The organism is Pelotomaculum schinkii (assembly GCF_004369205.1).
Lineage (GTDB): Bacteria > Bacillota > Desulfotomaculia > Desulfotomaculales > Pelotomaculaceae > Pelotomaculum_C > Pelotomaculum_C schinkii.
Map to the genome: position 1 here is coordinate 564,044 of NZ_QFGA01000002.1, position 22,871 is coordinate 586,914.

20 protein-coding genes are annotated in these 22,871 nt (G+C 52.5%); 2 read left to right on the forward strand and 18 right to left on the reverse strand.

The annotated features are described in order from the left end of the window. Positions 1–18 precede the first annotated feature (18 nt). The 6 genes from rlmN to priA are packed head-to-tail and all read right to left on the reverse strand — an operon-like array spanning position 19 to position 7,000. Positions 19–1,059, reverse strand: a complete 1,041-nt coding sequence (rlmN, locus tag Psch_RS13685; protein WP_190258485.1) for a dual-specificity RNA methyltransferase RlmN — start codon at positions 1,057–1,059, stop codon at positions 19–21. A 43-nt stretch (positions 1,060–1,102) separates the two neighbouring features. After that, on the reverse strand, positions 1,103–2,467 hold the full coding sequence (gene rsmB, locus Psch_RS13690; RefSeq protein WP_190258486.1) for a 16S rRNA (cytosine(967)-C(5))-methyltransferase RsmB: 1,365 nt from the start codon (positions 2,465–2,467) through the stop codon (positions 1,103–1,105). After that, positions 2,415–3,305, reverse strand: a complete 891-nt coding sequence (locus Psch_RS13695; RefSeq protein ID WP_134216525.1) for a DUF116 domain-containing protein — start codon at positions 3,303–3,305, stop codon at positions 2,415–2,417. Before Psch_RS13695 ends, rsmB begins: the two co-directional genes overlap by 53 nt. Before the next feature lie 19 nt (positions 3,306–3,324). Further along, positions 3,325–4,260: a methionyl-tRNA formyltransferase gene (gene fmt / locus Psch_RS13700; protein ID WP_190258487.1), complete on the reverse strand. Its 936-nt coding sequence runs from the start codon at positions 4,258–4,260 to the stop codon at positions 3,325–3,327. Positions 4,261–4,271: 11 nt separating this feature from the next. Continuing rightward, entirely contained in the window at positions 4,272–4,739 is a 468-nt protein-coding gene (gene def / locus Psch_RS13705) for a peptide deformylase (RefSeq protein ID WP_190258488.1), read from the reverse strand. A gap of 14 nt (positions 4,740–4,753) precedes the next feature. Further along, positions 4,754–7,000, reverse strand: coding sequence for a replication restart helicase PriA (gene priA, locus Psch_RS13710; RefSeq protein ID WP_190258489.1), 2,247 nt, complete (start codon positions 6,998–7,000; stop codon positions 4,754–4,756). Between the two features lie 424 nt (positions 7,001–7,424). Between priA and Psch_RS13715 the strand changes: the two genes are divergently transcribed. Continuing rightward, a complete protein-coding gene (locus Psch_RS13715) occupies positions 7,425–8,552 on the forward strand; it encodes an amidase domain-containing protein (RefSeq protein WP_190258490.1) in 1,128 nt (375 codons plus the stop codon). Between the two features lie 16 nt (positions 8,553–8,568). Here Psch_RS13715 and coaBC read toward each other — a convergent pair whose 3' ends face one another. The 9 genes from coaBC to Psch_RS13760 form a co-directional block, all read right to left on the reverse strand. Beyond that, positions 8,569–9,771, reverse strand: coding sequence for a bifunctional phosphopantothenoylcysteine decarboxylase/phosphopantothenate--cysteine ligase CoaBC (gene coaBC / locus Psch_RS13720; protein WP_190258491.1), 1,203 nt, complete (start codon positions 9,769–9,771; stop codon positions 8,569–8,571). 49 nt (positions 9,772–9,820) lie between these two features. Further along, on the reverse strand, positions 9,821–10,027 hold the full coding sequence (gene rpoZ, locus Psch_RS13725) for a DNA-directed RNA polymerase subunit omega (protein WP_190258492.1): 207 nt from the start codon (positions 10,025–10,027) through the stop codon (positions 9,821–9,823). Positions 10,028–10,052: 25 nt separating this feature from the next. After that, positions 10,053–10,667: a guanylate kinase gene (gene gmk, locus Psch_RS13730; protein WP_190258493.1), complete on the reverse strand. Its 615-nt coding sequence runs from the start codon at positions 10,665–10,667 to the stop codon at positions 10,053–10,055. A 17-nt stretch (positions 10,668–10,684) separates the two neighbouring features. Continuing rightward, a complete protein-coding gene (gene remA / locus Psch_RS13735; RefSeq protein WP_190258494.1) occupies positions 10,685–10,960 on the reverse strand; it encodes an extracellular matrix/biofilm regulator RemA in 276 nt (91 codons plus the stop codon). A gap of 31 nt (positions 10,961–10,991) precedes the next feature. Then, positions 10,992–11,870 carry a YicC/YloC family endoribonuclease gene (locus tag Psch_RS13740; protein WP_190258495.1) on the reverse strand — a complete coding sequence of 293 codons (879 nt, stop codon included), beginning with the start codon at positions 11,868–11,870 and terminating at the stop codon, positions 10,992–10,994. 251 nt (positions 11,871–12,121) lie between these two features. Further along, positions 12,122–13,315 (reverse strand): pyridoxal phosphate-dependent aminotransferase, encoded by a 1,194-nt coding sequence (locus Psch_RS13745; protein WP_190258496.1) that lies wholly within the window; start codon positions 13,313–13,315, stop codon positions 12,122–12,124. Between the two features lie 214 nt (positions 13,316–13,529). Continuing rightward, the gene (locus tag Psch_RS13750; protein WP_190258497.1) at positions 13,530–14,708 is read right to left on the reverse strand and encodes an LL-diaminopimelate aminotransferase; all 1,179 of its coding nucleotides are present in this window, start codon (positions 14,706–14,708) and stop codon (positions 13,530–13,532) included. Positions 14,709–14,930: 222 nt separating this feature from the next. Further along, positions 14,931–15,767, reverse strand: a complete 837-nt coding sequence (gene dapF, locus Psch_RS13755; protein WP_190258498.1) for a diaminopimelate epimerase — start codon at positions 15,765–15,767, stop codon at positions 14,931–14,933. A gap of 148 nt (positions 15,768–15,915) precedes the next feature. Then, positions 15,916–16,371, reverse strand: coding sequence for a RidA family protein (locus tag Psch_RS13760; RefSeq protein WP_190258499.1), 456 nt, complete (start codon positions 16,369–16,371; stop codon positions 15,916–15,918). A gap of 340 nt (positions 16,372–16,711) precedes the next feature. Here Psch_RS13760 and Psch_RS13765 point away from each other — a divergent pair, with 340 nt between their 5' ends. Next, positions 16,712–18,505 carry an Rqc2 family fibronectin-binding protein gene (locus tag Psch_RS13765; protein WP_134216539.1) on the forward strand — a complete coding sequence of 598 codons (1,794 nt, stop codon included), beginning with the start codon at positions 16,712–16,714 and terminating at the stop codon, positions 18,503–18,505. A gap of 629 nt (positions 18,506–19,134) precedes the next feature. Here the strand turns inward: Psch_RS13765 and pyrE are convergent. From pyrE to Psch_RS13780, 3 genes are all read right to left on the reverse strand, one after another. Continuing rightward, positions 19,135–19,707: an orotate phosphoribosyltransferase gene (gene pyrE / locus Psch_RS13770; protein WP_134216540.1), complete on the reverse strand. Its 573-nt coding sequence runs from the start codon at positions 19,705–19,707 to the stop codon at positions 19,135–19,137. Positions 19,708–19,795: 88 nt separating this feature from the next. After that, entirely contained in the window at positions 19,796–20,959 is a 1,164-nt protein-coding gene (locus tag Psch_RS13775; protein ID WP_190258500.1) for a metallophosphoesterase, read from the reverse strand. A 191-nt stretch (positions 20,960–21,150) separates the two neighbouring features. Then, entirely contained in the window at positions 21,151–22,869 is a 1,719-nt protein-coding gene (locus Psch_RS13780) for a bifunctional diguanylate cyclase/phosphohydrolase (RefSeq protein WP_134216541.1), read from the reverse strand. Positions 22,870–22,871: the final 2 nt, after the last annotated feature.

The window sequence follows — 22,871 nt, forward strand, 5'->3', positions numbered from 1 at the left end:
AAAGTGTAGAAGATTTTATTAAGGCGCCGGTAATCTGCGCCGCAGTTGCCCGCAGGCGGCATTGATGTCGGCGCCCAGTTTTCGGCGGACGGTGACAGCAATACCATGGCGCTCGAGAACACCTTTAAAAAGTTCAACCTGCGCCTGTGCAGAAGGTACGACACCCCTCTCGGCAACCGGATTGGCCGGGATCAGGTTGACATGGCACAGCATTCCTTCAAGCAGGCGGGCCAATTGCAGCGCCTGTTCCTCACGATCATTGATCCCTGCCATCAGGGCATACTCAAAGGTTACCCGCCTGCCGGTTTGTCCGGCATAATCACGACAGGCCGCTATCAGCTCTTTCAGGGGATACTTTTTATTGATAGGCACGAGAGTATCCCGCAGGGTATCTTCAGGGGCATGCAGAGAAACAGCCAGGGTCAGGGCCAGCTTCTGAGCAGCCAGATCTCTAATGGCCGGGACCAAACCACAGGTCGATACGGTGATGTGGCGACCGCTGATGTTTAAGCCGTATCCGGCGGTGATATTGGTAATAAAATCAAGAGTAGCCCGGTAATTATCAAGCGGTTCGCCCGCACCCATCAAGACCACGCGGCTCACCCGCTCTCCGGTGTCCTGCTGGATCCCGAGGACCTGATCATACATTTCGCCGGAGCTCAAATTCCTGACCAGTCCCCCCAGTCCGGAGGCACAGAGGCGGCATCCCATCCGGCACCCCACCTGGGTTGAAACGCAGGCGGCGCTGCCATAGTCATGCCTCATAAAAACACTCTCAACCGCCTCACCATCATGCAGCCGGAAAAGGTACTTGATGGCGTCCCCCTGTTGGGCAACCTCCCTGGTATGGATCTCCGGATGGCTGAGCCAGGCGGCGCCGGCTATCCGTTCTCTTAAATCCTTCGAGAGATTGGTCATTTCCCCGAAGCTGGATACGCCCTTCTTAAAAATCCATTCAGCTGCCTGTTTGGCCCGGTATTTTTCAACCCCTAACCCGGTAAAAAAAACTTCAAGCCGCGGCAGGGTAAGGTCCCTCAGGTTAACCTTTGCTGAGCTCACTTTAGAATCCTTTCTTCTATGCCTATATACAAACTATTCTCCATCATTTTACCCGATCCTTTTTTCTCATTCTGGCGATAAAAAAGCCGTCCATACCATGGCAGCCGGGGTAAAGCTGGATGTAGCCGCGGCTCAAGGTCCCATTGTCGTCCAACTCGCCGGGCAGGGTCGCACTCAGTCCTTCCAACCCAAACTCCGGGTTTCCGTTCAGGAAATCTTCCACTTGCCCCAGGTTTTCTTCATGCGTTATGGAACAGGTGCTGTAAAGCAGGACGCCTCCGGCTTTCACACAGCGGGAAGCGCTTTCCAGAATCTGCGACTGCAGCTGAACAACAGCCGGGATCTCGCCCGGGTCCTTGCGCCAGCGGGCGTCGGGACGCCGTCTGAGCACGCCCAGCCCGGAACAGGGGGCGTCGACCAGCACGAAATCAGCCTGTCCATGCAGTCCGGCGGGCAGCTCTCTGGCATCACCGGCAGCCGCCTCTACTATTCCGATCCCCAGCCTGGCACAGTTTTCTTTAATCAGGTCCAGTTTATGGGGGTGGATGTCAAAGGCGAGGATCCTGCCCCGGTTTTCCATCAACTGGGCCAGGTGGGTGGTTTTCCCTCCGGGAGCGCCACAGGCGTCAATTACAAATGAGCCGGGCAGCGGCATGAGCGCCCTCCCGGCCAGCATGGAGCTCTCGTCCTGGACCTGGAAGAGTCCCTCCCGGAAGCTGTCAAGAGCACCAAGGGAGAGGAATCCCTCTATATACAGTCCTTCCGGAGCAAAACCGGTTTTAACAACCGACAGTCCTTCCCGGGTGAGCCTGTCCGCCAGGCCGTCCCTGTTAATTTTTAGAGTGTTGGTGCGTATGGTATTGGGGGCGGGCTCGTTGTCGGCACGGCAGATGGCAATAGTATCCTTAAGTCCAAATTCTTCCAGCCAGCGTTTGATCAGCCAGACAGGGTGGGAGTATTTCAGCGCAATATGCTCCACCGGGTCCTCCTCCAGCGCCGGGTATTTAATGTCGCCAAGCCGCCGCGCTACGTTGCGCAGCACGCCGTTGACAAAGCGTACCACCCCCTGGTGGCCGTATTGGCGCGCCAGTTCCGCCGCTTCATTGCAGGCTGCGGCAGGAGGCACCCGGTCCATAAACATCAGCTGGTAAACTCCGAGCCTCAAGATGTTGCGCACAGCCGGCGACTGGCGGGCCAGGGGCTGGCTGACAAACTGTGCCAGGACCCAATCCAGCGTGTTCAGGGAACGCAGAGCGCCATAGGACAGCTCTGTGGCAAAGGCCCGGTCAAGCTTGCCGGGCCTGTATTTTTCAAGGACCTTATGCAGCGCCAGGTTGGCATAAGCGCCATCCTGCTCAACATCTATGAGTACTCTTAGCGCCAGTCCTCTGGCTGATATTCTGGGCAACCACGCTAACCCCTTCCATATTGTCGTTTATACCTATGTCCTTCCCTGTCCCCGTGAGAGGCTGCCACCTGTCATGTATAAAAAAACGGACTGCCTCCTCCACTTTGGAAAGGGTTATATTCGTGTTAAAACAGGGCCCAAATGGCCGTTCGTTGGCGACACCGAGGACCGGAAGCGGGTTTGAGTCCTGAATGCCGCTGGTCAGGTCACGTTCACAGGCTATGGCGACTATGGCCCGGGGCCGGTATTCCTGCACAAATTTGCGGGCCAGGGTCCCGCCGGTGGCCATACCCACCTTAATACCATAGCGGTCCCTGAGGTCAAGCAGGCTGTTGACCGGACATCTCCCGCAGCGGTGGCAGTTGTCGATATCAACCGTAATCTTATGCGGGCAATCACTGTTCTGCAGGCAGTGAGGCGCCAGCAGCAGGAGCTGGTCCGGCAGGATATTCAACTCCTTGGACCGGACCAGGTGGTTGTTGACTTCAATAAATGAACTTTTAATCCTGTTCACATCAATATGAAAAATCCTGCCGAGGGTAAGGACAATAGGAAAGAAAAGGCTGACGGCAATCCGCATCGGGCCGTGCAGGGCGTTAATATCCCTGGCGTAGAGGATGGTCAGGACTATTCCGCCAATGCCAAAAGCGGCTACGACCATCCCGCCAAACAGCATGCCTGCCAGTGTCAGCAGCAGGATCTGGTTAAACGCCGTCCTGTTGGGGTTAGTGGCCAAGTAGTATATACCGCCCAGAAAGAGGGCCGCTGACAGCAAGCTGACGGCGAGAAGGCCTATAAATAGCCTTTTGCGCACCGGAATTAAGTTGCTTACGAACATTTGGGATCACCTCCGGTGTTTATCTGCTGCCCAGCACAGTTCCAGCCGGGAGTGGGTTGCCTCTGACAAAATCCGCCGCGCTCATGCGCTTGCCGCCCTGCAGCTGAAGTTCCTTGAGCAGGATCAGGCCCTGCCCGGTACCAACCGTGATACCCTCCCGGCCGGCGGCCAGCGCCTGGCCTGGAACGTGACCCATAGCGTCCTCATCCAATACCTCCGCCCGCCATAATTTGAGTACCCTGCCCCAAAGGGTAGTACGGGCGCCCGGCCAGGGGTCCATACCCCTGATCTGGTTAAATAAATGACGTGCGGGCCTCGCCCACTCAACTATTTCATCCTCTGCCTTAAGCATGGGAGCGTAAGAAGGCTCCCCGGTCTGCGGCGCGCCTGCAAGCTCGCCTCTGCCGGTCAGGGCAAGCCCCTTCAGCAGTAACCGCGCGCCAAGGGCGGCCAGTTTATCGTGGACCGCTCCGACATTGTCTGTCTCACGAATCGGCACGGCCTCCTGAAGGAGAACTGCGCCGGTATCCATTCCCTCGTCCATACGCATGATAGTTATCCCCGTCTCCCTTTCCCCGTTCATAACAGCCCAGTGCAGCGGGGCGGCGCCCCGGTATTTCGGCAGCAGGGAAGCGTGTACGTTGACGCAGCCGTATACGGGAAGATAAAGAACAGCCGGGGGAAGGATGCGCCCGTAGGCAGCTACCACAATTATTTCCGGCGACAGTTTTTTTAAAACCTCAATAAAGTCCGGATCTTTAACCCGCTGCGGCTGAAGAACCGGGGTCTGGAAAGCTTGAGCGGCGACTTTAACCGGGGACGCCGCCTCCTTTTTACCCCTTCCCCTGGGCCGGTCAGGCTGGGTTACAACAGCAGCCAGGTCGTGGCCGGCTTGTACCAGGGCTTGCAAGGTGGGGACCGCGAAATCAGGGGTCCCCATAAATACAACCCGCATCTGCAACTCCTCTAATCTTCCTTCTTCTTGATTTTTGATATATTTTTCGCGCGGTCTATGAACAGCACCCCGTCGAGGTGGTCGATTTCGTGCTGGAGGGCTCTGGCAAAAAAACCCTTTGCCCGGAGCCGGCATTCCTTGCCGTTGCGATCAAGTGATTTTACCTCAACCAGGGTTGCCCTGGCCACTTCCCCCATCAGTCCGGGGATGCTGAGGCAAGCTTCGTTATCAATTTCCTGTCCTTCGGAGCGGACAATTTCCGGGTTAATCAGCTCGTGCAGGCCATCCCCGGTATCCACAACGATCACCCGTTTGGATATCCCGACCTGGGGAGCGGCCAGACCAACGCCTTTCGCCATGTACATAGTCCTGGCCATATTATCCAGAAGCTTAATGATATTGGGGGTAATTTTGGGCACCGCCCTGGCTTTTTCTCTCAGGACATCGTCTCCCAATTCAACAATATTGTATACAGTCAAAACCGGAGCCTCCTTTAAACCATACCCTGTGGGTTAATATCTACGTGGACGGACGGCTTAAAAGCCGGTCGTTCCTTGTCCAGAATATTTAAGGCTTCTTTGATCACATCTTTCAAAGTATTGCGGCGCGGTCCTTTCAGTACCAACTGCCAGCGATACTGCCCCTTGATCCTGCTCATTGGGGCGGGGGCCGGGCCCAGGACATCGACAGGTATATTCACACCTGCCGCTATTTTCTCCAGCACTTCTTTCGCCAGCAGCGCTCCCTTTGTTAATGTTTCCTCGTCGGTATGGGTCAACAGCAACCTGGCCAGGTGACTGAAGGGGGGGTAATCCAGCGCGCGCCGGACCGGCGCCTCGCTCCGGTAAAAGCTCTCGTAATCGTGAGCTGCCGCAGCTATGATACTGTAATGGTCCGGTGTGTATGTCTGAATCTGGACCTCTCCGGCCAGACTGCCGCGCCCGGCCCTGCCGGCAACCTGCGTCAAAAGCTGAAAAGTACGCTCGGCGGCCCGGAAATCCGGCATATGCAGAGTCGTATCCGCATTGATTACACCAACCAGGGTCACCTTCGGCAAATCCAAGCCCTTGGCAATCATCTGGGTACCGATCAATATGTCGGCGCGACCATCCCGAAAAGAACTGATAAGCCTTTCATGCGCTCCCCGGCGGGAGGTTGTGTCGCTGTCCATGCGTAAAACTCTCGCCTCCGGGAACAATCGCCGCGCCTCTTCTTCCACCTTCTGGGTGCCCACTCCGAAATGCCTGATATCATCACTGCCGCAGCGGGGGCACAGGACAGGCCGGTTTGTGCTGTAGTTGCAGTAATGACATCGCAGGGTGCCGTCCAGGTGATAGGTGAGGGATATGTCGCAGCTCGGGCACTTGATCACAAGCCCGCACTGGCGGCATACCACAAAGTTGGCATAGCCCCGCCGGTTTAAAAACAGGATCACCTGCTCGTGTCTTTCCAGACGCCGGTTTATGGCCTCAACCAGGGGTACACTGAATATGCCCCGGTTGCCGCGTTTTAATTCATCCCTCATATCGACCACCTGCACCGGCGGGAGGGGGTGGTTGTCAATCCTGACGGGTAGTTTGAGGAGGCGGTAGAGGCCGCCTGGCCCGGCTCTCAGGTAGGATTCCAGAGACGGAGTGGCGCTCCCCAGGATTACTACCGACCCGGACTGCTGCGCTCTTTTCAGAGCCACTTCCCTGGCGTGATAGCGCAGGTGATCATCCTGCTTGTAACTTGACTCGTGCTCTTCATCGATAATAAAGAGTCCAGGCCGGGGCGCCGGCGCAAATACTGCCGAACGTGTGCCCAGGACCACCGGAGCTTCACCGCTCTTGACCCGCCGCCAGGCCTGGTACCTTGCCGTACCGGCCAGGCCGCTGTGCAGTACCGCTACCAGGCTGCCAAAGCGCGCCCGAAAAAGTTCGATCATCTGAGGGGTCAGCGCAATCTCCGGGACCAGAGCCACCGCCTGGCGGCCTTCCTGCAACACGGCAGCAATGGCCCGCAGGTAAACCTCGGTCTTGCCGCTGCCGGTAACCCCATGCAGCAGAAACACGCTGAACCTGCCGGCCTTTAAGGCGCCTTCAATCTGCTCTAAGGCTGTTGCCTGATCCGCATTCAGCTGCAATTCGCCGTAACCGGCTGTGAACTGCGGTCCGCCATACCCGGGGGGCGCCTGGGACGTATTGTTAACAGCCGCCAAATACCCTTTATGCACCAGCAATTCCACTGTTTTGCCGGTAGTCTCCGCAGCAGCCGCCAGTTCCTTTACAGTTAGCCCCGGACTGGCCATGGCTGCCCGCAGCACGGCTGCTTGCCTGGGCGCGCGGGCCAGGGAGGCTGCTGCTTGTTCAAGTTTCTCCCCGTCAAGGGCGGGAATGATCCTTCTTACCCCGCGGCCTGACTTTACCTGCAAGCGGGGGGAAATAATCCGCTGCAACGCTTCAGCTGTGCTGCAGAGATAACTTTCCGACATCCAGCGGGCCAGCTCTAAAAGCTCCGGGCTGAAGACAGGCTCCTCGTCCAGTACCCCGGCTATTTCTCTGATATTAACCTGGCTCTCCGGCGCCCCGAAACCCACCACATAGCCCGTCAAACACCTTTCCCTAAAAGGGACGAGTACCCGCGCGCCAATTTGCAGGACGTTTTCAAATTTCTTGGGCACGGCGTAATGGAACACACGGTCAGTCTTCCTGACAGCCAAATCGACGATTATCTCGGCACAGAGACCGTTTTTTACCATTATACCCTCCAGGGAACATGTTTACAAATACCAGCCTTATTATAACAAAAAAGGCGCCATACCGGCAGGGTCAATCCTTATTCCCGTACCTCTTTTAATCCTGACGCGCCGGCTTATGATGGGAGCACAAGGCTGTCAACTCCCGCGTACCGGGTTCCATATTGTGACGTTTCAGAACAAGCGGCCATACGCCTTTTTCGGGCCTGGTGAACCTTTTTCCGTCAGCTTTGCGCACAATGAGCACGCCCCTATCCATTTTTCCTTAGTTTATCATCTTGTTCCGTCGCTTAATCCTCACAAGCAGCGACATCAACGCAGGCCATACTGATAGCGATAAATCATATGGATTATGGCATAAAAAAACATGTATTTTCCGCCTGAAGCAAAACAACATAAGGGATATAGGCTTTTTAGGAGGAGATTTATGTCTACATGCAGGATCGCGGCGGTTTTATTAATCATTTTCACGGTGGGATTTGTAAGCGGGACAGCCCACGCCAACTCTGAATATAAGGAAAACCAACTAAAAAATGGCGTAAGGGAAATGTTTGAGGCCCGCGCCCTGGCTATAATTACCGGCGCGGACCCGGCGCCTGTCCTGGCCGCTTACGAAACCTCGGAAACACTGGGACTCTGGGCGCAAATCCATGAGCGCGAGAGGTTGGACTACGTCCAGCAGTGGGCGAAAAAAAGAGGTGTACATTTTACTGAAGCAAAATCATCGTTGAGCATCCCCTGGTACAGGATGGAAGGGAATTACGCCGAGCTGTTGGTCAACGAGACCCTCCAACTTGGCTATGTTTATCCCGGCAGCCCCACTGTCAACCGCTTTGGTACAGGCTCCAGGCATTGGTTAAAGCTGGTGTGCCGGGGGAGCAAGTGGTTAATTCTGCAGGACTTTTATACCGATGGTCTGGGTGATAATTTCCAGGTACCCAACCCCACGCCGGCAGACGGCGCCGCAGTGGTAGGGCAGCCGGGAAAAAGGCCTGCAGCAAAAAATAGTACACCGGTAGTTTTCGACCGCGAAGGAGCTGTTCGATATGCCGATAAATATGCCGGGCTGGCCTGGGGCGCCGGCAATGACAATAGTTATAACCGGAATTACCGCGATTTTAATGACCGTGGCGGAGACTGCGCCAACTTCGTATCCCAATGCCTGGGCGACCAGGATGGCGGCAAAATGGTGATGGACGACCTCTGGTATTACGACCGGCAGGAAAATGCCGGGAGCCAAAGCTGGGTGCGGGCTGAGTCCTTCGGCGACTGGATCCTCTACAGCGGGAGGGGGCGGCGGCTGGCGCGGGGAACTTTCTCTGAATTAAATCAACCCACCAGCAAATTTCCGGGAGGAGCTGTCCGGGAGTTGGCGCCGGGGGATGTTATCGGTTATGGAGAGACGGGTTATTCCAGGCACCTGGCTATAGTCGTGGGGACCGACTCACAAGGTTATCCCCTGGTCAACGCCCATAACGTTGACCGCTACCATTGCCCATGGGATATGGGTTATGACAAAACAACGTTTTTTCATCTTTATCAGGTGAACGACTAAAAATGAAGTATTGTATTTACTGGCTGGATGCTCTCAAGTTAAGCGCCTCATCCAAGATCCGGTCAGCCAAAGTTTTCTTATCCATTTTGGGCAACTGGACAATGATTTGTCCCGGATAAACCAGTTTTACAATATTAGTATCAGCACCAAACTCCGCGCCTGGCCTGGTCACATCGTTGGCGACCAGGAGATCAAGATTTTTCATCTCCAGCTTGCGGAGGGCATTTTTTTCGAGCTCCTTGGTTTCAGCCGCAAAGCCCACCAGGATCTGGCGGGTCTTTCTCCGTCCCAGTTCTGCCAGGATATCCGGGTTTTTCTCGAGCTCTATGGTCATTTGATCCTGATTCTTTTTGATTTTATGCTGAGCGGCTTCTTTAGGTCTATAATCTGCAACAGCAGCTGATTTAACAACCACATCGACGTGGGGATAATGTGCCAGCACGGCGTCAAACATTTCCCTGGCGGTCTCCACTCCAATAAATTCGACCCCGTGGGGCGGTTTCAATGCGGTTGGGCCGCTGACCAGAATAACCCTGGCCCCCCGGCGCAACGCGGCGCCTGCCACCGCGTAGCCCATCTTACCCGAACTGCGGTTGGTCAGGTAGCGCACCGGGTCAATTGGTTCGACAGTTGGGCCTGCCGTTACCAGCACGCTCATGCCGCTCAAATCTTGATCAGAAGCCAAAAGGACTTCTATATTTTCTTGAATAGCTTCTATCTCGGCCAACCTGCCAATCCCTTCCACCCCGCAGGCCAGCCTCCCCCGGCCTGGTTCGACGAAATGATAGCCCAATTCCCGTAAGACAGTCAGGTTGCGCTGGACAACCGGGTTTTCGTACATGTTTTTGTTCATAGCCGGGCAAAAAAGGACCGGACAGGCTGCGGCTGTTATAACGGTGGACAGGAGGTCGTCGGCAAGACCAACTGCCGCCTTGGCAATGATATTGGCGGTGGCGGGGGCAACAACGATCAGGTCGGACTGGGTTGCAAGCTCAACGTGTTGAACGTTCCAGCCGGAGGCCCGGTCAAAGAGATCGGTGTAGACCCGGTTGTCCGTAAGCGCCTGAAAGGTAAGAGGCCGGACAAATTCCTGGGCCGACCTGGTCATAACCACATGGACCTCCGCGCCGGCTGCTTTAAGATTGCTTGCCAATTGGGCAACTTTAAAAGCAGCTATGCCGCCGGTCACTCCCAGGGTGATCGTTTTTCCAGCCAGCATGGGCTTCCTCCTATCTAAAAATGCAGGGGTGAATTCATTCGCACAAAAGTCACTTGATACCAGCGTGGGTCCTTTTGTATCCAACTCTGTTGCCGGCTATTTCCTTCAGGGCGGCAGTTACCGGCTTACTGGAAGCTTCGTCGGCCTTGGCGCTTCCCCTCTCGGTCAGTATCCTGGCCCGCTTGGCGGCAACCACGACCAGGGTATACCGGCTGTCAACCTTTTGCATTAGCTCATCAAGAGTTGGTGCATTCATAGCGTTCCTCCATCTTCAAAAAAATCTAACCGCCCAACTGGGAGAGATGGTCAATGATTGGCTGCAGGCGCCAGGTACGGCACTTTTCGGCTAATATGATAGCCCGGATGTTATCAATTGCCCTTCTAATACTGTCATTTACTACGATGTAGTCGTAGCCCGCCGCCAGTTTCATCTCCCCGGCCATACATTGCAAACGTTTTTCAATTTCTTCCCGGGAATCCGATTTCCTGCCAAATAAGCGCTGCTGCAGCTCTGTTCTGGATGGAGGGGCAATAAAAATCAGCACCGCCTCAGGCAGTTTTTTCTTAACCTGAAGGGCGCCCTGGATATCAATTTCCAATATAACGTCGTTACCCCGCTCAAGGGCTTCCAGGACAAAATGCCTGGGTGTGCCATAATAATTTCCGTAAACCTGAGCCCACTCAAGAAGCTGGCCCTCGTCAATCATTTTATTGAAGATGTCCCGTTCCAGGAAGAAATAATCAACCCCATCCACCTCGCCGCCCCTGGCCTGTCTGGTAGTGGCAGAAATGGATACGATTAAGGTTGGGATTTCTCGCTGCAGCGCTTTCACGATAGTCCCCTTACCGGCCCCCGAAGGACCGGATATGATCAATAATAAACCTTTTTTACCCACAGCTAATTCTCCATGCTTTATTCGCCGGGTTCCTCAGCCTGTACCGGAGCGTCTTTGGAAACCAGGCGATGGGCCACTGTTTCCGGCTGTACCGCGGAAAGGATAATGTGATCGCTGTCGGTGATGATAACCGCCCTGGTCCGGCGTCCGTAGGTTGCGTCGATCAGCATACCCCGATCGCGGGCTTCGGTTATAATCCTCTTAATGGGGGCAGATTCCGGGCTTACAATAGCTATAATGCGGTTGGCCGATACGATATTGCCAAAACCGATGTTAATTAATTTAATCTCCATACTGCTTCCCCCTTAATACTTTCTATTATTATTATTCTATGTTCTGTACTTGTTCTCTTATTTTTTCCAGCTCGCTTTTTGCTTCGACCACTGCCCGGCTTATTTCCAGGTCGCTTGCCTTAGAAGCGATAGTATTGATTTCCCTGTTCATCTCCTGGATCAAAAAATCCAGCTTTCTTCCCACTGATTCTCCTGCTGTCAGGCAGCTTTTCAGCTGCTGCAAATGGCTCTCGAGGCGAACGTTTTCCTCGGTTATGCTGGAGCGCTCCGCAAAGATCGTGGCCTCGGCGGCCAGCCGGTCGGGAGTTATAATACCATCACGCATGTAATCATTCAAACGGGCGACCAGTCTCTCCCGGTACTCCTCCACGACAAACGGCGAGCGCTCCCTGATGCTCTGGTTGAGATAAAAAAGCCGCTCCGACCTGCTTAAAAGATCCCTTGCCAACTGCTCACCTTCCACCATCCTCATGCGGACCAGGTTATCAACCGCTTCTTGCACCGCGTTCTGAATGGAAGGCCACCATTCTTCGACATCATCGGCAGGTTCCTCCACGGTCACTACCCCGGGTAAGGCAACCAGCTCTTGAAACTGTATTTCTCCACCAATGCCAAGGGTTTCCTGGAGTTCTTTCATTGCATTATAATACGCCGCAGCAAGGGCTTTGTCAACTTTCACTGTGGCGTTTTTTTCCCCGCACTCCTCCACTCCGAGAAAGCCATCAACCCGGCCACGGGCGATGCGGGCCTGGATGAACCGGCGGATCCGGTCTTCCAGGGGGGAAAGTGAGCGCGGCAACCGTAAGACAACCTCATTATAGCGATGGTTGACCGCTTTCAGCTCGAAAATGAATTTTTTCCCGGCAGCAACAGCCTCTCCACGGCCGTAGCCGGTCATGCTTTTAATCAATTCAACACCACCTGTCAGTTGATACCAGCACAGCAAAATAAAAGTCCATCACCAAAACCCATCTAATGGAAACATTCCCCAATCGGGGACATTTTAATCGGGGACATTCCTTCATTCTTTAAAGGTCTGTCCCCACTACTCATTATTATTGGCAATTACCATGAAATTATTTTTCTACCCAAAAAAAGAAAATCCTTTTCATAAAGACAAAAACTCCAGTATTTCAAGGAAAAATACTGGAGTCTTATATTCTATCTAATTTGTTCCATCAGACTGGAAATACGGTCCAGGCCCTCCTTGATGTTTTCCATGGAACAGGCATAGGACAGACGGAAGTAGTCGTCATTCCCAAAGGCGACACCAGGCACCACGGCAACACGCGCTTCTTTCAATAACAAAGCTGCAAGGTCAGTGGCGTTATGAATTAAGGTTCCTTGATAGGATTTTCCAAAATAGTTCTTAACGTTGGGGAAAAGGTAAAATGAGCCGTTTGGCCGGGTGCAGCTGACACCTGGAATCGCCCGCAACCGCTCCAGCATGTAATCCCTTCTATGGTGAAACTCTACTCTCATGAGTTCGGTGGGTGTCTGGTCTCCGGTCAGAGCCGCCACGCTGGCCGCCTGGGCGATGGAATTAGGGTTTGACGTCGAGTGGCTCTGCAGGTCTCCCATGGCTTTGGCCACTATGGCGCTGCAGGCGGCGTAACCGATCCGCCAGCCGGTCATGGCATAGGCTTTTGATACGCCGTTGATAACCATGGTACGCTCTTTGAGTTCAGGAGAAATGGAGGCTATGCTTTCATGCCTGTCACCGCTATAGATCAGCTTGGCATAGATTTCATCGGACAAGACCATAAAGTCGTACCGGGCGATAACCCCGGCCAGTTTTTCAAGTTCCTCTCTGCTATATACAGCCCCGGTGGGGTTGCTGGGGCTGTTCAGGATCAATAGCCTGGTACGGGAATTAATGGCGCCTTCAAGTTCGTCCGGCGTCAACTTAAACCCGTTTTCTTCCCTGGTGGCTACAATCCGGGCGGTAGCGCCGGACAGCTTGATTTGTTCCAGGTAGCTTACCCAGTATGGAGCGGGAAGGATTACTTCGTCACCTGCCTGCGCCAGTACCTGCATGGCGTTGTAAAGGGTGTGCTTAGCCCCCGATGATACAACGATCTGCTTTGGCTGGTAGTCAAGCCCCTGGTCAATCTGAAACCTGTGACAGATAGCCTCTTTTAGTTCTTTGGTGCCCGAAACTGCTGTATACTTGGTTATACCCGAACGGATTGCCGCGATGGCCGCTTCTTTAATATGGTCGGGTGTATCGAAATCCGGTTCCCCGGCCCCAAAGGTAACCACGCTGTCACCGTTTGACTTCATCTCTTTAGCTTTCGCGTCGATCGAAAGGGTCGGGGACGGACTGATATTTAACGCCCGGTCAGCTAGTTTCACAGGTACTTCCTCCTTCGTATATATGAGGGCCGGCTTGTTATAAGCCAGTATAAATTATGTTTCCCGGCCTTCGTGGTTCGATTAGCAGCTACCGTGTTCAACCAGGCGCTTAAATTTAATCTTGCGACTTCACAGTTCTGCCTTGCATAGCTTAAAGCTCTTTGAACCACACTGTTCAATAATGTAATGTAAAAATACTTTATGGAACAATCCGTTAAAACGAAACCCGGCCGATATTTGCAGCCAACCTGTCCAGCGCTTCCCGGATCCGTTGTTTCTCAATAGTCAGGGCCATCCTGAAATACCCCTCTCCGTTTTGGCCATACCCGATGCCCGGGGTGATGACTACGCCTGCCTGTTCCAGTACCAATTCGGCAAAGGACGCGGAGGTATACCCTTTTGGGACCGGCGCCCATACATAAAAGGACGCCTTGGGCTTCGTCAGGTTCCAGCCGAGGCTGTTCAATCCGTCAACCAGAATGTCGCGGCGTTCCTGGTAGATTGCGTTCTGTCTATCAACAATTTCCTGTGGACCCGTGAGACCTGCCGCTGCGGCATACTGAACGGCCTGGAATACACCGGAATCGATGTTGGACTTGAGCCTGCCCAGAGCTTCAACCGCCTCCGGATTGCCTGCGGCCCACCCGATCCGCCAACCGGTCATGTTGTAAGTCTTGGATACCGAGTGAAATTCGATACCGACTTCTTTCGCGCCGGGAAATTCCAGAAAGCTGTGGGGCTTATAGCCGTCATAAGCAACGTCGGAATATGCGGCGTCATGGCAGATCAGGATTTCATACTCCCTGGCAAAGTCAATGGCCCGGCGGTAAAAATCACCGCCGGCCACCGCGCCGGTTGGGTTGTTGGGATAGTTTAAGAAGAGCATTTTGGCCTTTCTGGCCACATCGGGGGATATCGCGTCGAAATCGACCAGGTAGCCGTTTTCCTCGCAAACAGGTATATAATGGGGCGTCGCTCCGGCCAGAATAGCTCCGCCGGAATAGACCGGGTAACCCGGATCGGGCGCCAGGACCGTATCTCCGGGATCGAGATAACACCACGATATGTGGGCGATACCTTCTTTGGAGCCAAGGAGGGACACAACTTCGGTACGGGGATCGAGCCCAACCCCGAAACGCTGGTTGTACCAGTAAGCCACAGCCTGGCGGTAGCTGAGCATACCAACCGAAGACGGGTACTGGTGGTTGGCAGGATTTCTGGCCTCTTTTATCAGTTCCTCAATAATATGGTCCGGTGTCGGGCGATCCGGGTCGCCGATACCGAGGCTGATTACATCGACTCCCTCTTCCTTTTTTGCGGCAATAAGATTCTCAATCCTGGCAAAAAGATAGGGCGGCAGGTTGCGGATACGTTGCGCTTCTGTAAATTTCAACCTATACTTTCCTTTCATATATGTATTATCAAGGTCAAGCTAATTCAAGCTTACCTAATACATTTTATCACTGCGACCTCAACTTGCAACATTTTTATAAAATCATTACGTTATTATGACGAATTTTTTATGAAATTGATGTACCGTTAATAACCAACTAAATTGCCAGCAAAACCCTGCTTTAAACAAGAGACTGTCGAAGCGGTGTGCAACAGAATTGTATTAGAAGGGATATACCCCGCTGAACACCTCTTCGGCCGGTCCGGTCATGTAGACATGGTTATCACCTGCCCACTCGATTAAAAGGGCGCCCGTACTTAAATGGACCGTAACCAGCCGGCCGGTGTACCCGTTTAAAGCGCTGGCTACACCGGTCGCGCAAGCGCCGGTGCCGCAGGCCATGGTTATGCCAGCCCCTCTTTCCCACACCTTCATATTCACTTCGGAACGGTTCAATACCTGTACAAACTCCACGTTGGTCTTGCGGGGAAAGGCTGGGTGAGTCTCAAAACGGGGACCCAACCGGGACGGAGAAACTGCCTCAACGTCAGGGACAAAGATAATGCAGTGGGGATTCCCCATGGAAACCGCTGTAATCCGGTAAGCTGTCCCATCGATCTCCAATTCCTCATCAACAACCCGGCCGGGAGCCCCCAACATGGGGATATCTGCCCGCTCAAGGCGCGGTTCACCCATATCCACCCTGACCAGCGTTACTTGGCCGTTCTCTATGATCAACTCTGGAATGCGAATGCCGGCCAGGGTTTCCACCCGTATTTTTTTCTTTTTAACCAGGTCGTGCTCAAACAGGTATTTGGCTGCACAGCGGATGACATTGCCGCACATCTCGGCCTCACTGCCGTCGGAATTATAGATGCGCATGTTAACATCGGCTGTACGCGAGGGGAGCAGCGGCACTAAACCGTCTGCGCCGACTCCGAAATGACGATCGCAAATTTTGACGGCCAGTTCTGGAAAACGGTCTAAATCCAGCTCCTGTTCAAAACCGTTGACCAAAACGAAATCGTTGCCCAGACCCTGCACTTTAGTAAATCGCAAGCCTACAGGAACCTCCTTTAGCTTTTAAAACTTGATCCGCCATATATTTTACCCTATTTGCACACGCAGGTACATATTATCCTACAAATTTACTTTTTACTGTCTTTTAGGCCATACATATACAACGTTTTGTTATAAGTGTCTGAACTTATTTAATTTTTACAACTATTTCAACTTCCACGGCAGCTCCCAGCGGCAGTTCACTTACCCCGACGGCGGACCTGGCATGCCGTCCCGCCTCTCCGAAAATTTCACCGAGTAACTCTGAAGCCCCGTTGATCACCTTGGGCTGGTTGACAAAACCCGCTGCGCTGTTGACGAAACCGGTTACTTTGACAATCCTTTCCACATGATCAAGGCTGCCTGTCATCTCCCTGACCGCGCTTAAACAGTTGACGGCACAGATTTTTGCCGCTGTATAGCCCTGGTCTTCCGTCAGTTCACACCCCATTTTGCCCTTGTACGCAAGCTTCCCATCCACCAGGGGGAGTTGGCCCGAAGTGTAGATATACTTGCCGACCATAACCGCCGGTACATAGGCCGCTACAGGTTTGGGGACCGGGGGCAGTCTCAAACCCATACTTTCCAGCTTTGCTTCATACATATGCTCATCTCCTTCGTAATCACATAATAACATGCCCATTACAGTTATAGAGATTCTTTTTCGTTTGGCTCATGCTTTGTTATAGGCGGGCTATACTATAAAGGATGTTGACCAAGAAAGGAGCATGCCTGTGCCGGATCATACCGGACCCAGGGGACCTGCCGTCAACCCCAGTTCTTAATACCTTTTGGTAGCCAAGCCGGGGAGCCACCCCGGCTTGTTTTTCGAGATGCCCTTTATCTACCGGCCTCTATGTAATATAATGTAACAGGATCTGCCAGGTTACTATCTTGTCGAATCCCCTAAGAACAGTTTTAGTCTTCAAACGGAGGAATATACCATGCCTTTTGACGGCCTGGTCCTGGCTGCCGTGCGCCAAGAACTTGAGGTAAGATTTTTAGGTGCCCGCATAGAAAAAATCTACCAGCCGGAGAGGGATGAACTTGCTCTTATCCTGCACCAGCCCGGCCTGCGGCAGCGGCTGCTCCTCTCGGCCCATGCCCGGGACGCGCGGGTCCACCTGACGGCAACCGCAAAAGAAAATCCCGTCAGCGCTCCCCTATTCTGCATGGTGCTGCGCAAACACCTGGAAGGCGGGCGAATTCTTGCATTTGAACAGCCTGGACTGGAGCGGGTACTGATTATTAAGATTGAATCCCGCGATGAACTGGGACGTTTATCTGAAAAACACCTGGTCTGCGAGATTATGGGCAAACACAGCAACATTATCCTTTTAGACCCGGACTCAAGAATTATCCTTGACGGGATCAGGCGCTACTCGCACTCGGTCAGCCGTTACCGGGAAGTACTGCCGGGCCGGGATTACCTCCCTCCGCCTGCCCAGGGCAAGCTCAATCCCCTGGCGCTGGACGAGGATGGATTCCGCCAGATTTGTCTTGACGCGCCGCTGGAAACCACCCTGCCAAACTTGCTGCAGAAACGTCTGGAAGGCTTAAGCCCTGTCACCTGCCGGGAAATTGTGCACCGGGCCAACCTGCCCCTCGACTTGCCTTTGGACCAGTGCGGTGATTATGACCTGAGAGCCCTGTGGACAGCGCTTTGCACAATAATCATCCCCGCCAGAAAGGGAGAATTTGAACCTTGCCTGCTTACCGGCAAGAAAAGGGAACCCCTGGACTTCGCGGCAATCGACCTCAGCCACACAGGTAAGAATAGCAAGTACAACGGCATGAATGCGCTGCTGGACTTTTTTTTCACCGCCCGCAGCCACCAGCAAAAATTCAGCCTTCAGAAAAACGTTGTTACCGGCTTGCTGAACAAAGAGATTACCCGGCTGGCCAAAAAGGTGTCTATATATAACGAGAGTATGGATGATACAGCAGGGGCTGATCGGCTCAGGCTATACGGTGAACTGCTGACGGCCAACCTTTACCGCCTGGATAAAGGGATTGCGGAAGCTCGCCTGGAAAATTATTACGATCCCTCCTGCCCCCTCGTAACCGTACCCCTCGACCCGCAGTTAACGCCTTTGGAAAATTGCCGGGTTTATTTCAAAAAATATGTTAAAGCAAAGCATACCCGTGCTGCGGTAGAGTCGAGGCTGGCCTTGGCCCGGGAAGAGCTCAGCTACCTGGAAGGGGTTAAAACAACCGTGGAGCAGGCCGGCAGCCAGGCCGAACTGGATGAAATCAGGCAGGAACTAACCGAGCAGGGTTACCTGAAAATGCCCGTCCCACGACCGGGCACAAAGAAAAACAAGAAGGAGCGGCTTATACCCAAGCCTCACTCCTTCCGCTCTTCCGATGGCTTTACAGTTTTCGTGGGTAAAAACAACAAGCAGAACGACTACCTGACTTTGAAAATGGCCGTCCAGGACGATCTTTGGCTGCATACCAAGGATATCCACGGAGCGCACGTGATTATCCGTGCGGAAGGGAGGGAAATCCCTGCCAGGACGCTGGAGGAGGCCGCCGGGTTGGCCGCCTTCTTCAGTAAAGGACGCTCTTCGACAAAGGTGGCGGTAGACTACACCTTGGTCAAGCATGTACACAAGCCCAAGGGAGCAAGGCCCGGCATGGTCATCTACGAACACCAAAAGACCATAATGGCGGCGCCCGATGAGGATAAAGTTGAAATGCTAAGAGCCCCGGAGCCGGACCAAAGTCAAGCCTAATAGAGCTGAAAATAGATATTCATCATACCATAACGAAACCCAAAAAATGTTGGTATGAATTAATGTGAAATTGTTTACAGCCCGATATATACGAGTGTATCGCAATGTAAAGGTCATTGTTAATTGGATCTCGAAAAGCCTCATGCGTAGTGGGCTTGGGGTTATCCTCCGCTCTCTTCGCAATTCTCCATTTGTGCAACAAGAGTGTCATGCCGACCGCATCTACAGACAGCCATCCGCTAGCTACGCGCTATTCAAGCTTTTCTGCAAGCTACGCACGCGCTAAGGAACGCACCCAGGTGCAGGCTTATACTGCATTTCTTACCGGTCAGTCGTAGGGCGTAGGCTTATACTGACTTGTATCTGGGTCAGGCGTAAGGTGATGATCCCCGGGTATTATTTTTTACGCCTTACGCCTTACGGCCTACGGCTATTTTAGCCCCAAGCCCGCAAGTCAAGCCTTTTCGAACAATATTCTTGAGACAGGTGAGGTAAATGACGTGGAATATGTCTCCCCATTGTCACTCTCCAGTGTGCATTTTCATTGGTAGCTTATACTTGTTTATAGAACAGCGTAATGCTTCTATCTTAACCTGTGTTTAATCCTGCGCGATAAACAGTACTTGTCTTTAAGTTCTGCTGCCCGGCTTGATTGCCGGAATGCCCTGCCGGCAGAGCGGGCATTCCTCTGGCTCGTAAGATACTACCTCCATGGTCAGGAGCGCTTCCGTCCTGACCCCCAGGTCCACCGTGCCGTTGCTGCGGTCAACCAGCACCCCCGCGCCCACGACCTCGCCGCCCAGACCGCGCACAACTTCAATGACCTCCCGTACCGAGCCGCCTGTCGTAACCACGTCCTCAACGACCAGGACTTTTTCCCCCGGTTCAATAGAAAAGCCCCGCCTGAGTTTCATCATGCCGTTTTCTCTCTCTGTAAACAGGCTGCGCACACCCAGCGCCCGTGCCGTTTCATACGAAACGATAATGCCGCCCATGGCCGGACCGATAACTGCCGACACCCCTTCCCCCTGAAACCGTTCCGCCAACTCACGGCAGAGTGTTTCCGTATAATTGGGATGCTGCAAAACCAGGGCGCACTGAAAGTACCGGTCCCCGTGCCGGCCCGAAGTCAGGCGAAAATGGCCGGACAGCAAAGCCCCGGAATCTTGAAAGATTTTAACAACCTCATTTTGTGATAACATGACGCACCTCTCTATTCAAGTATCCGTAAACACTGATATCTTAGACACTCATGCCGCATGAGCAGCATCTGCTGAGAATGAAATAATGCTATTTCCCCTCGCCAGTGAAGTGAATCGTAATATCAACAATCTCCGGATGGTTCCCAATCCGGATCGGCGGACCCCAGGTCCCGAACCCAGACGACACGACAATTTGGAAATCCCCCTTACGGAGGTACCCCCAGTCGGTTTCAAAAATCCTCTTGGTGATCAGGTTAAACGGAAACAACTGCCCCCTGTGAGTATGTCCGGATAGCTGCAGGTCTACGCCCTGCAGCCGGGCTTCTTCCAGATGGCTAGGCTGGTGGTCCAGCAAAATCACCGGAAAGGAGCGGTCAACGCCAGCCATCACTGCTGACAGCTCTTTGCGGCCGGACCCTCCGAAACGTTCTCTCGAGCTGTAGTCGCGTCCGGCGATATAAAAGCTGCCCGCAACTTTAAGACAGTCATCGCGCAACACCGTAACCCCAGCCTCCGAAAGATAATGGCAGGCCTCTTCCGCATGCCCCCCGATGTATTCGTGGTTGCCGAAGACAGCGTAGACCCCGTACCTGGACTTTAGCTTTAAGAAGCTTTCCGACATCTTTTGCTCTACAAAGGGTCCTATATTTTCATCAATAATGTCTCCCGGCAACAACACTATGTCGGGGTCAAGGCTGTTTACCCTGTTGATCATGGCCATAAGCCTGCCATTGTGGACAATATTACCAAGATGGATATCCGACACCACTACCATATGAAGCGACTGCAGACTGCCGGCCTGTTTATCAATGGTAAGATCATAACTGGTGAGCTGCGGGTTCCTTGCATTCCAGGAGCCGTACAGAACAATCCCCAACACCGCCACGACTACAACAAGGCCTGTTACAGCCGGAAACTGCTTCAGGCCGTGCGGTAAAAAATGCAGCCAGCGGTCTGCCAGACGTAACAGGTCGACCAGGATTAATGCCAGTACAAAAAAATTCATGGCAGCCAGCCAGTATGAGCCTACCACCGTCAAGCCCGCGCTTAGCGAGTCCGGCATGAATTGAGCCGCAAACCGGCCGATCAGATAAGAAAAGGCCAGGAAAGAAAAAACAATCCAGTAAACCACACCATACCCGGCGGGTATCAGCCTGCCGAAAGCCTGCCAGCCGCGGATACCGATATAGTAGTTTAGACCCGCAAAAATCATGATAAATGCGGCCAGGAACAGCATTAGTTGTGTTTTCATTACCAACCCGTCTGTAATGGAATTGCGAAAATCATTAAAACTAATTATAACTTGCTCACCGGAAATTTCACACTGCCCTTTAAAGAGTTTTTTCGTCTTTCATAAAAAACAACACTTCCCTGATAAGACTAAAACCCGCCAGTTCAATTGTCACCGGCAGGAGTTTTTTTCCCTTGTATTTATTCTTAAATCTAAGTGTATGTAAACCCGGCTTGCGTTGAGCTCAAGTAATTAAAGTCCGGGTGTTCATTTTTTATTTCAGCAATCAATTTTAAAAACACATCAACTAATCCTGGATCAAATAAAGAGCCGCTGCAGCTCTTTAACTCCGCGCATGCTTCAACGAAATTTTTTGCTTTTTTATACGGCCTGTCTGTAGTCATGGCATCAAAGCTGTCGGTTATCCGGAGGATTCTTGCCTGCAGAGGTATCCCCTCTCCGGCTAGTCCTTCCGGGTAACCCGTTCCATCGTAATTTTCATGATGGTGAATTATAGTGGGGATTACTTTTTTCAAGGAACTTATTGGCCGTACTATATCGCCGCCCCATTCCGGATGCTTTTGTAGAATTGCCAAATCTGAAGGTTTTAAGGCCTCTGTACTATTCAATATATCGCGGCTAATTTCGAGTTTGCCGATATCATGCAGGATAGCGCCATATCTCAGTATAAGCATTTCTTCGGTGGTGAAATTCAGTTTCTCCGCCAGTTTAAGGGAATAATACACCACCCTTTCGGAATGGCCGAAGGTGTACCTGTCCTTAGCGTTGATTATCGTCAGTAAGGTTTTGATGGAATGAAAAAAATCTCTTTCAGCGCCATTAAAACTATCACGAAGGTCATCTATTACTGAAAAGTACAACTGTACTCTGTTCCTGCTGTACTTGGCCTTATACATTGCTTCATCGGCCAGGCGGAGAAGCCCCTCGGGGGTACTGCCTTGCTCCGGAAAGCCGGCCACACCGAGAGAAACCGTAATTCTCCCATTGGGCAGGACTTCCGCTCCCGGAAAGGAATGTGTTTCTATTTTTTTACGAATTCTCTCTGCTATTTTCAGTCCCTCACTATTTGTGTCCGGCACTATTACAGTGAATTCGTCACTACCGTAGCGTGCCGCAAAGCATGGCCGCCATTTCACCACACTATTAATAATACCAGCGACCTGTATGAGCACTTCGTCCCCTTGCTGATAGCCGTAGTTTTTATTATAGAACTTAAAGTAATCGATATCCAGCTTAATTAATGAGAGAGACTTGTTGTTTTTTTCCGCCGACTCAACGCTCTCACGCAGGACTTCCTGAAAGTGCCGGTGGTTTGACATACCGGTCAGGTCATCGGTGTTGGCTAAGAGGGTCAGGTTTTCCCTGGCCACCCTTTCGGTATCGGCAAAACCCCCAAACAGCCAGGCCAGCGTAAATAAAACCATACTGTTGATGATATCCGCCTGAAACTTGACACTTGGGCCGGGTTCAAAACCGGCTTTAAAATCAAAATAAAACAGGATTGCACCGGAAAAACCCGCAGTTATAAGCCCGGCGGTTTTACCAAGGCTTGTCGAGGCAATGATAACCGGTATAATAAAGATAATTTTAACGATACTGTCAGCTTTTCCGGTCAAAAACAAAATACTGACAGCGGTTATATAAGAAAACAAAAGTAAAAATGAATCAGTTAGGTTGGGATTACTTGCCAGCAATACACCCGAAACAATCCTATTCACGATATAATAAAAGACCGCCAGTCCAATGAAAGCTCCCATTAATGAAATAAGTATTAATTTATAGAGACCACCATCCAAAGGAACATTAGTCATAGTAAGAAAGGCCATGAAAAAAATAAGCACGCTTATAACATGTGCTACCAGGATGTGTTCAGAGATGCTTTCTTTTCTTATTTCTTCCCATCTTTTCATAA

Coding starts and splice junctions, on each gene's coding strand:
- Psch_RS13765 (WP_134216539.1), top strand. CDS start 16,712: ATGCCTTTTGACGGCCTGGTCCTGGCTGCCGTGCGCCAAGAACTTGAG.
- Psch_RS13780 (WP_134216541.1), bottom strand. CDS start 22,869: ATGAAAAGATGGGAAGAAATAAGAAAAGAAAGCATCTCTGAACACATC.
- Psch_RS13775 (WP_190258500.1), bottom strand. CDS start 20,959: ATGAAAACACAACTAATGCTGTTCCTGGCCGCATTTATCATGATTTTT.
- Psch_RS13715 (WP_190258490.1), top strand. CDS start 7,425: ATGTCTACATGCAGGATCGCGGCGGTTTTATTAATCATTTTCACGGTG.
- fmt (WP_190258487.1), bottom strand. CDS start 4,260: ATGCGGGTTGTATTTATGGGGACCCCTGATTTCGCGGTCCCCACCTTG.
- remA (WP_190258494.1), bottom strand. CDS start 10,960: ATGGAGATTAAATTAATTAACATCGGTTTTGGCAATATCGTATCGGCC.
- coaBC (WP_190258491.1), bottom strand. CDS start 9,771: ATGCTGGCTGGAAAAACGATCACCCTGGGAGTGACCGGCGGCATAGCT.
- rpoZ (WP_190258492.1), bottom strand. CDS start 10,027: ATGAATGCACCAACTCTTGATGAGCTAATGCAAAAGGTTGACAGCCGG.
- Psch_RS13760 (WP_190258499.1), bottom strand. CDS start 16,371: ATGTATGAAGCAAAGCTGGAAAGTATGGGTTTGAGACTGCCCCCGGTC.
- priA (WP_190258489.1), bottom strand. CDS start 7,000: ATGGTAAAAAACGGTCTCTGTGCCGAGATAATCGTCGATTTGGCTGTC.
- pyrE (WP_134216540.1), bottom strand. CDS start 19,707: ATGTTATCACAAAATGAGGTTGTTAAAATCTTTCAAGATTCCGGGGCT.
- Psch_RS13695 (WP_134216525.1), bottom strand. CDS start 3,305: ATGTTCGTAAGCAACTTAATTCCGGTGCGCAAAAGGCTATTTATAGGC.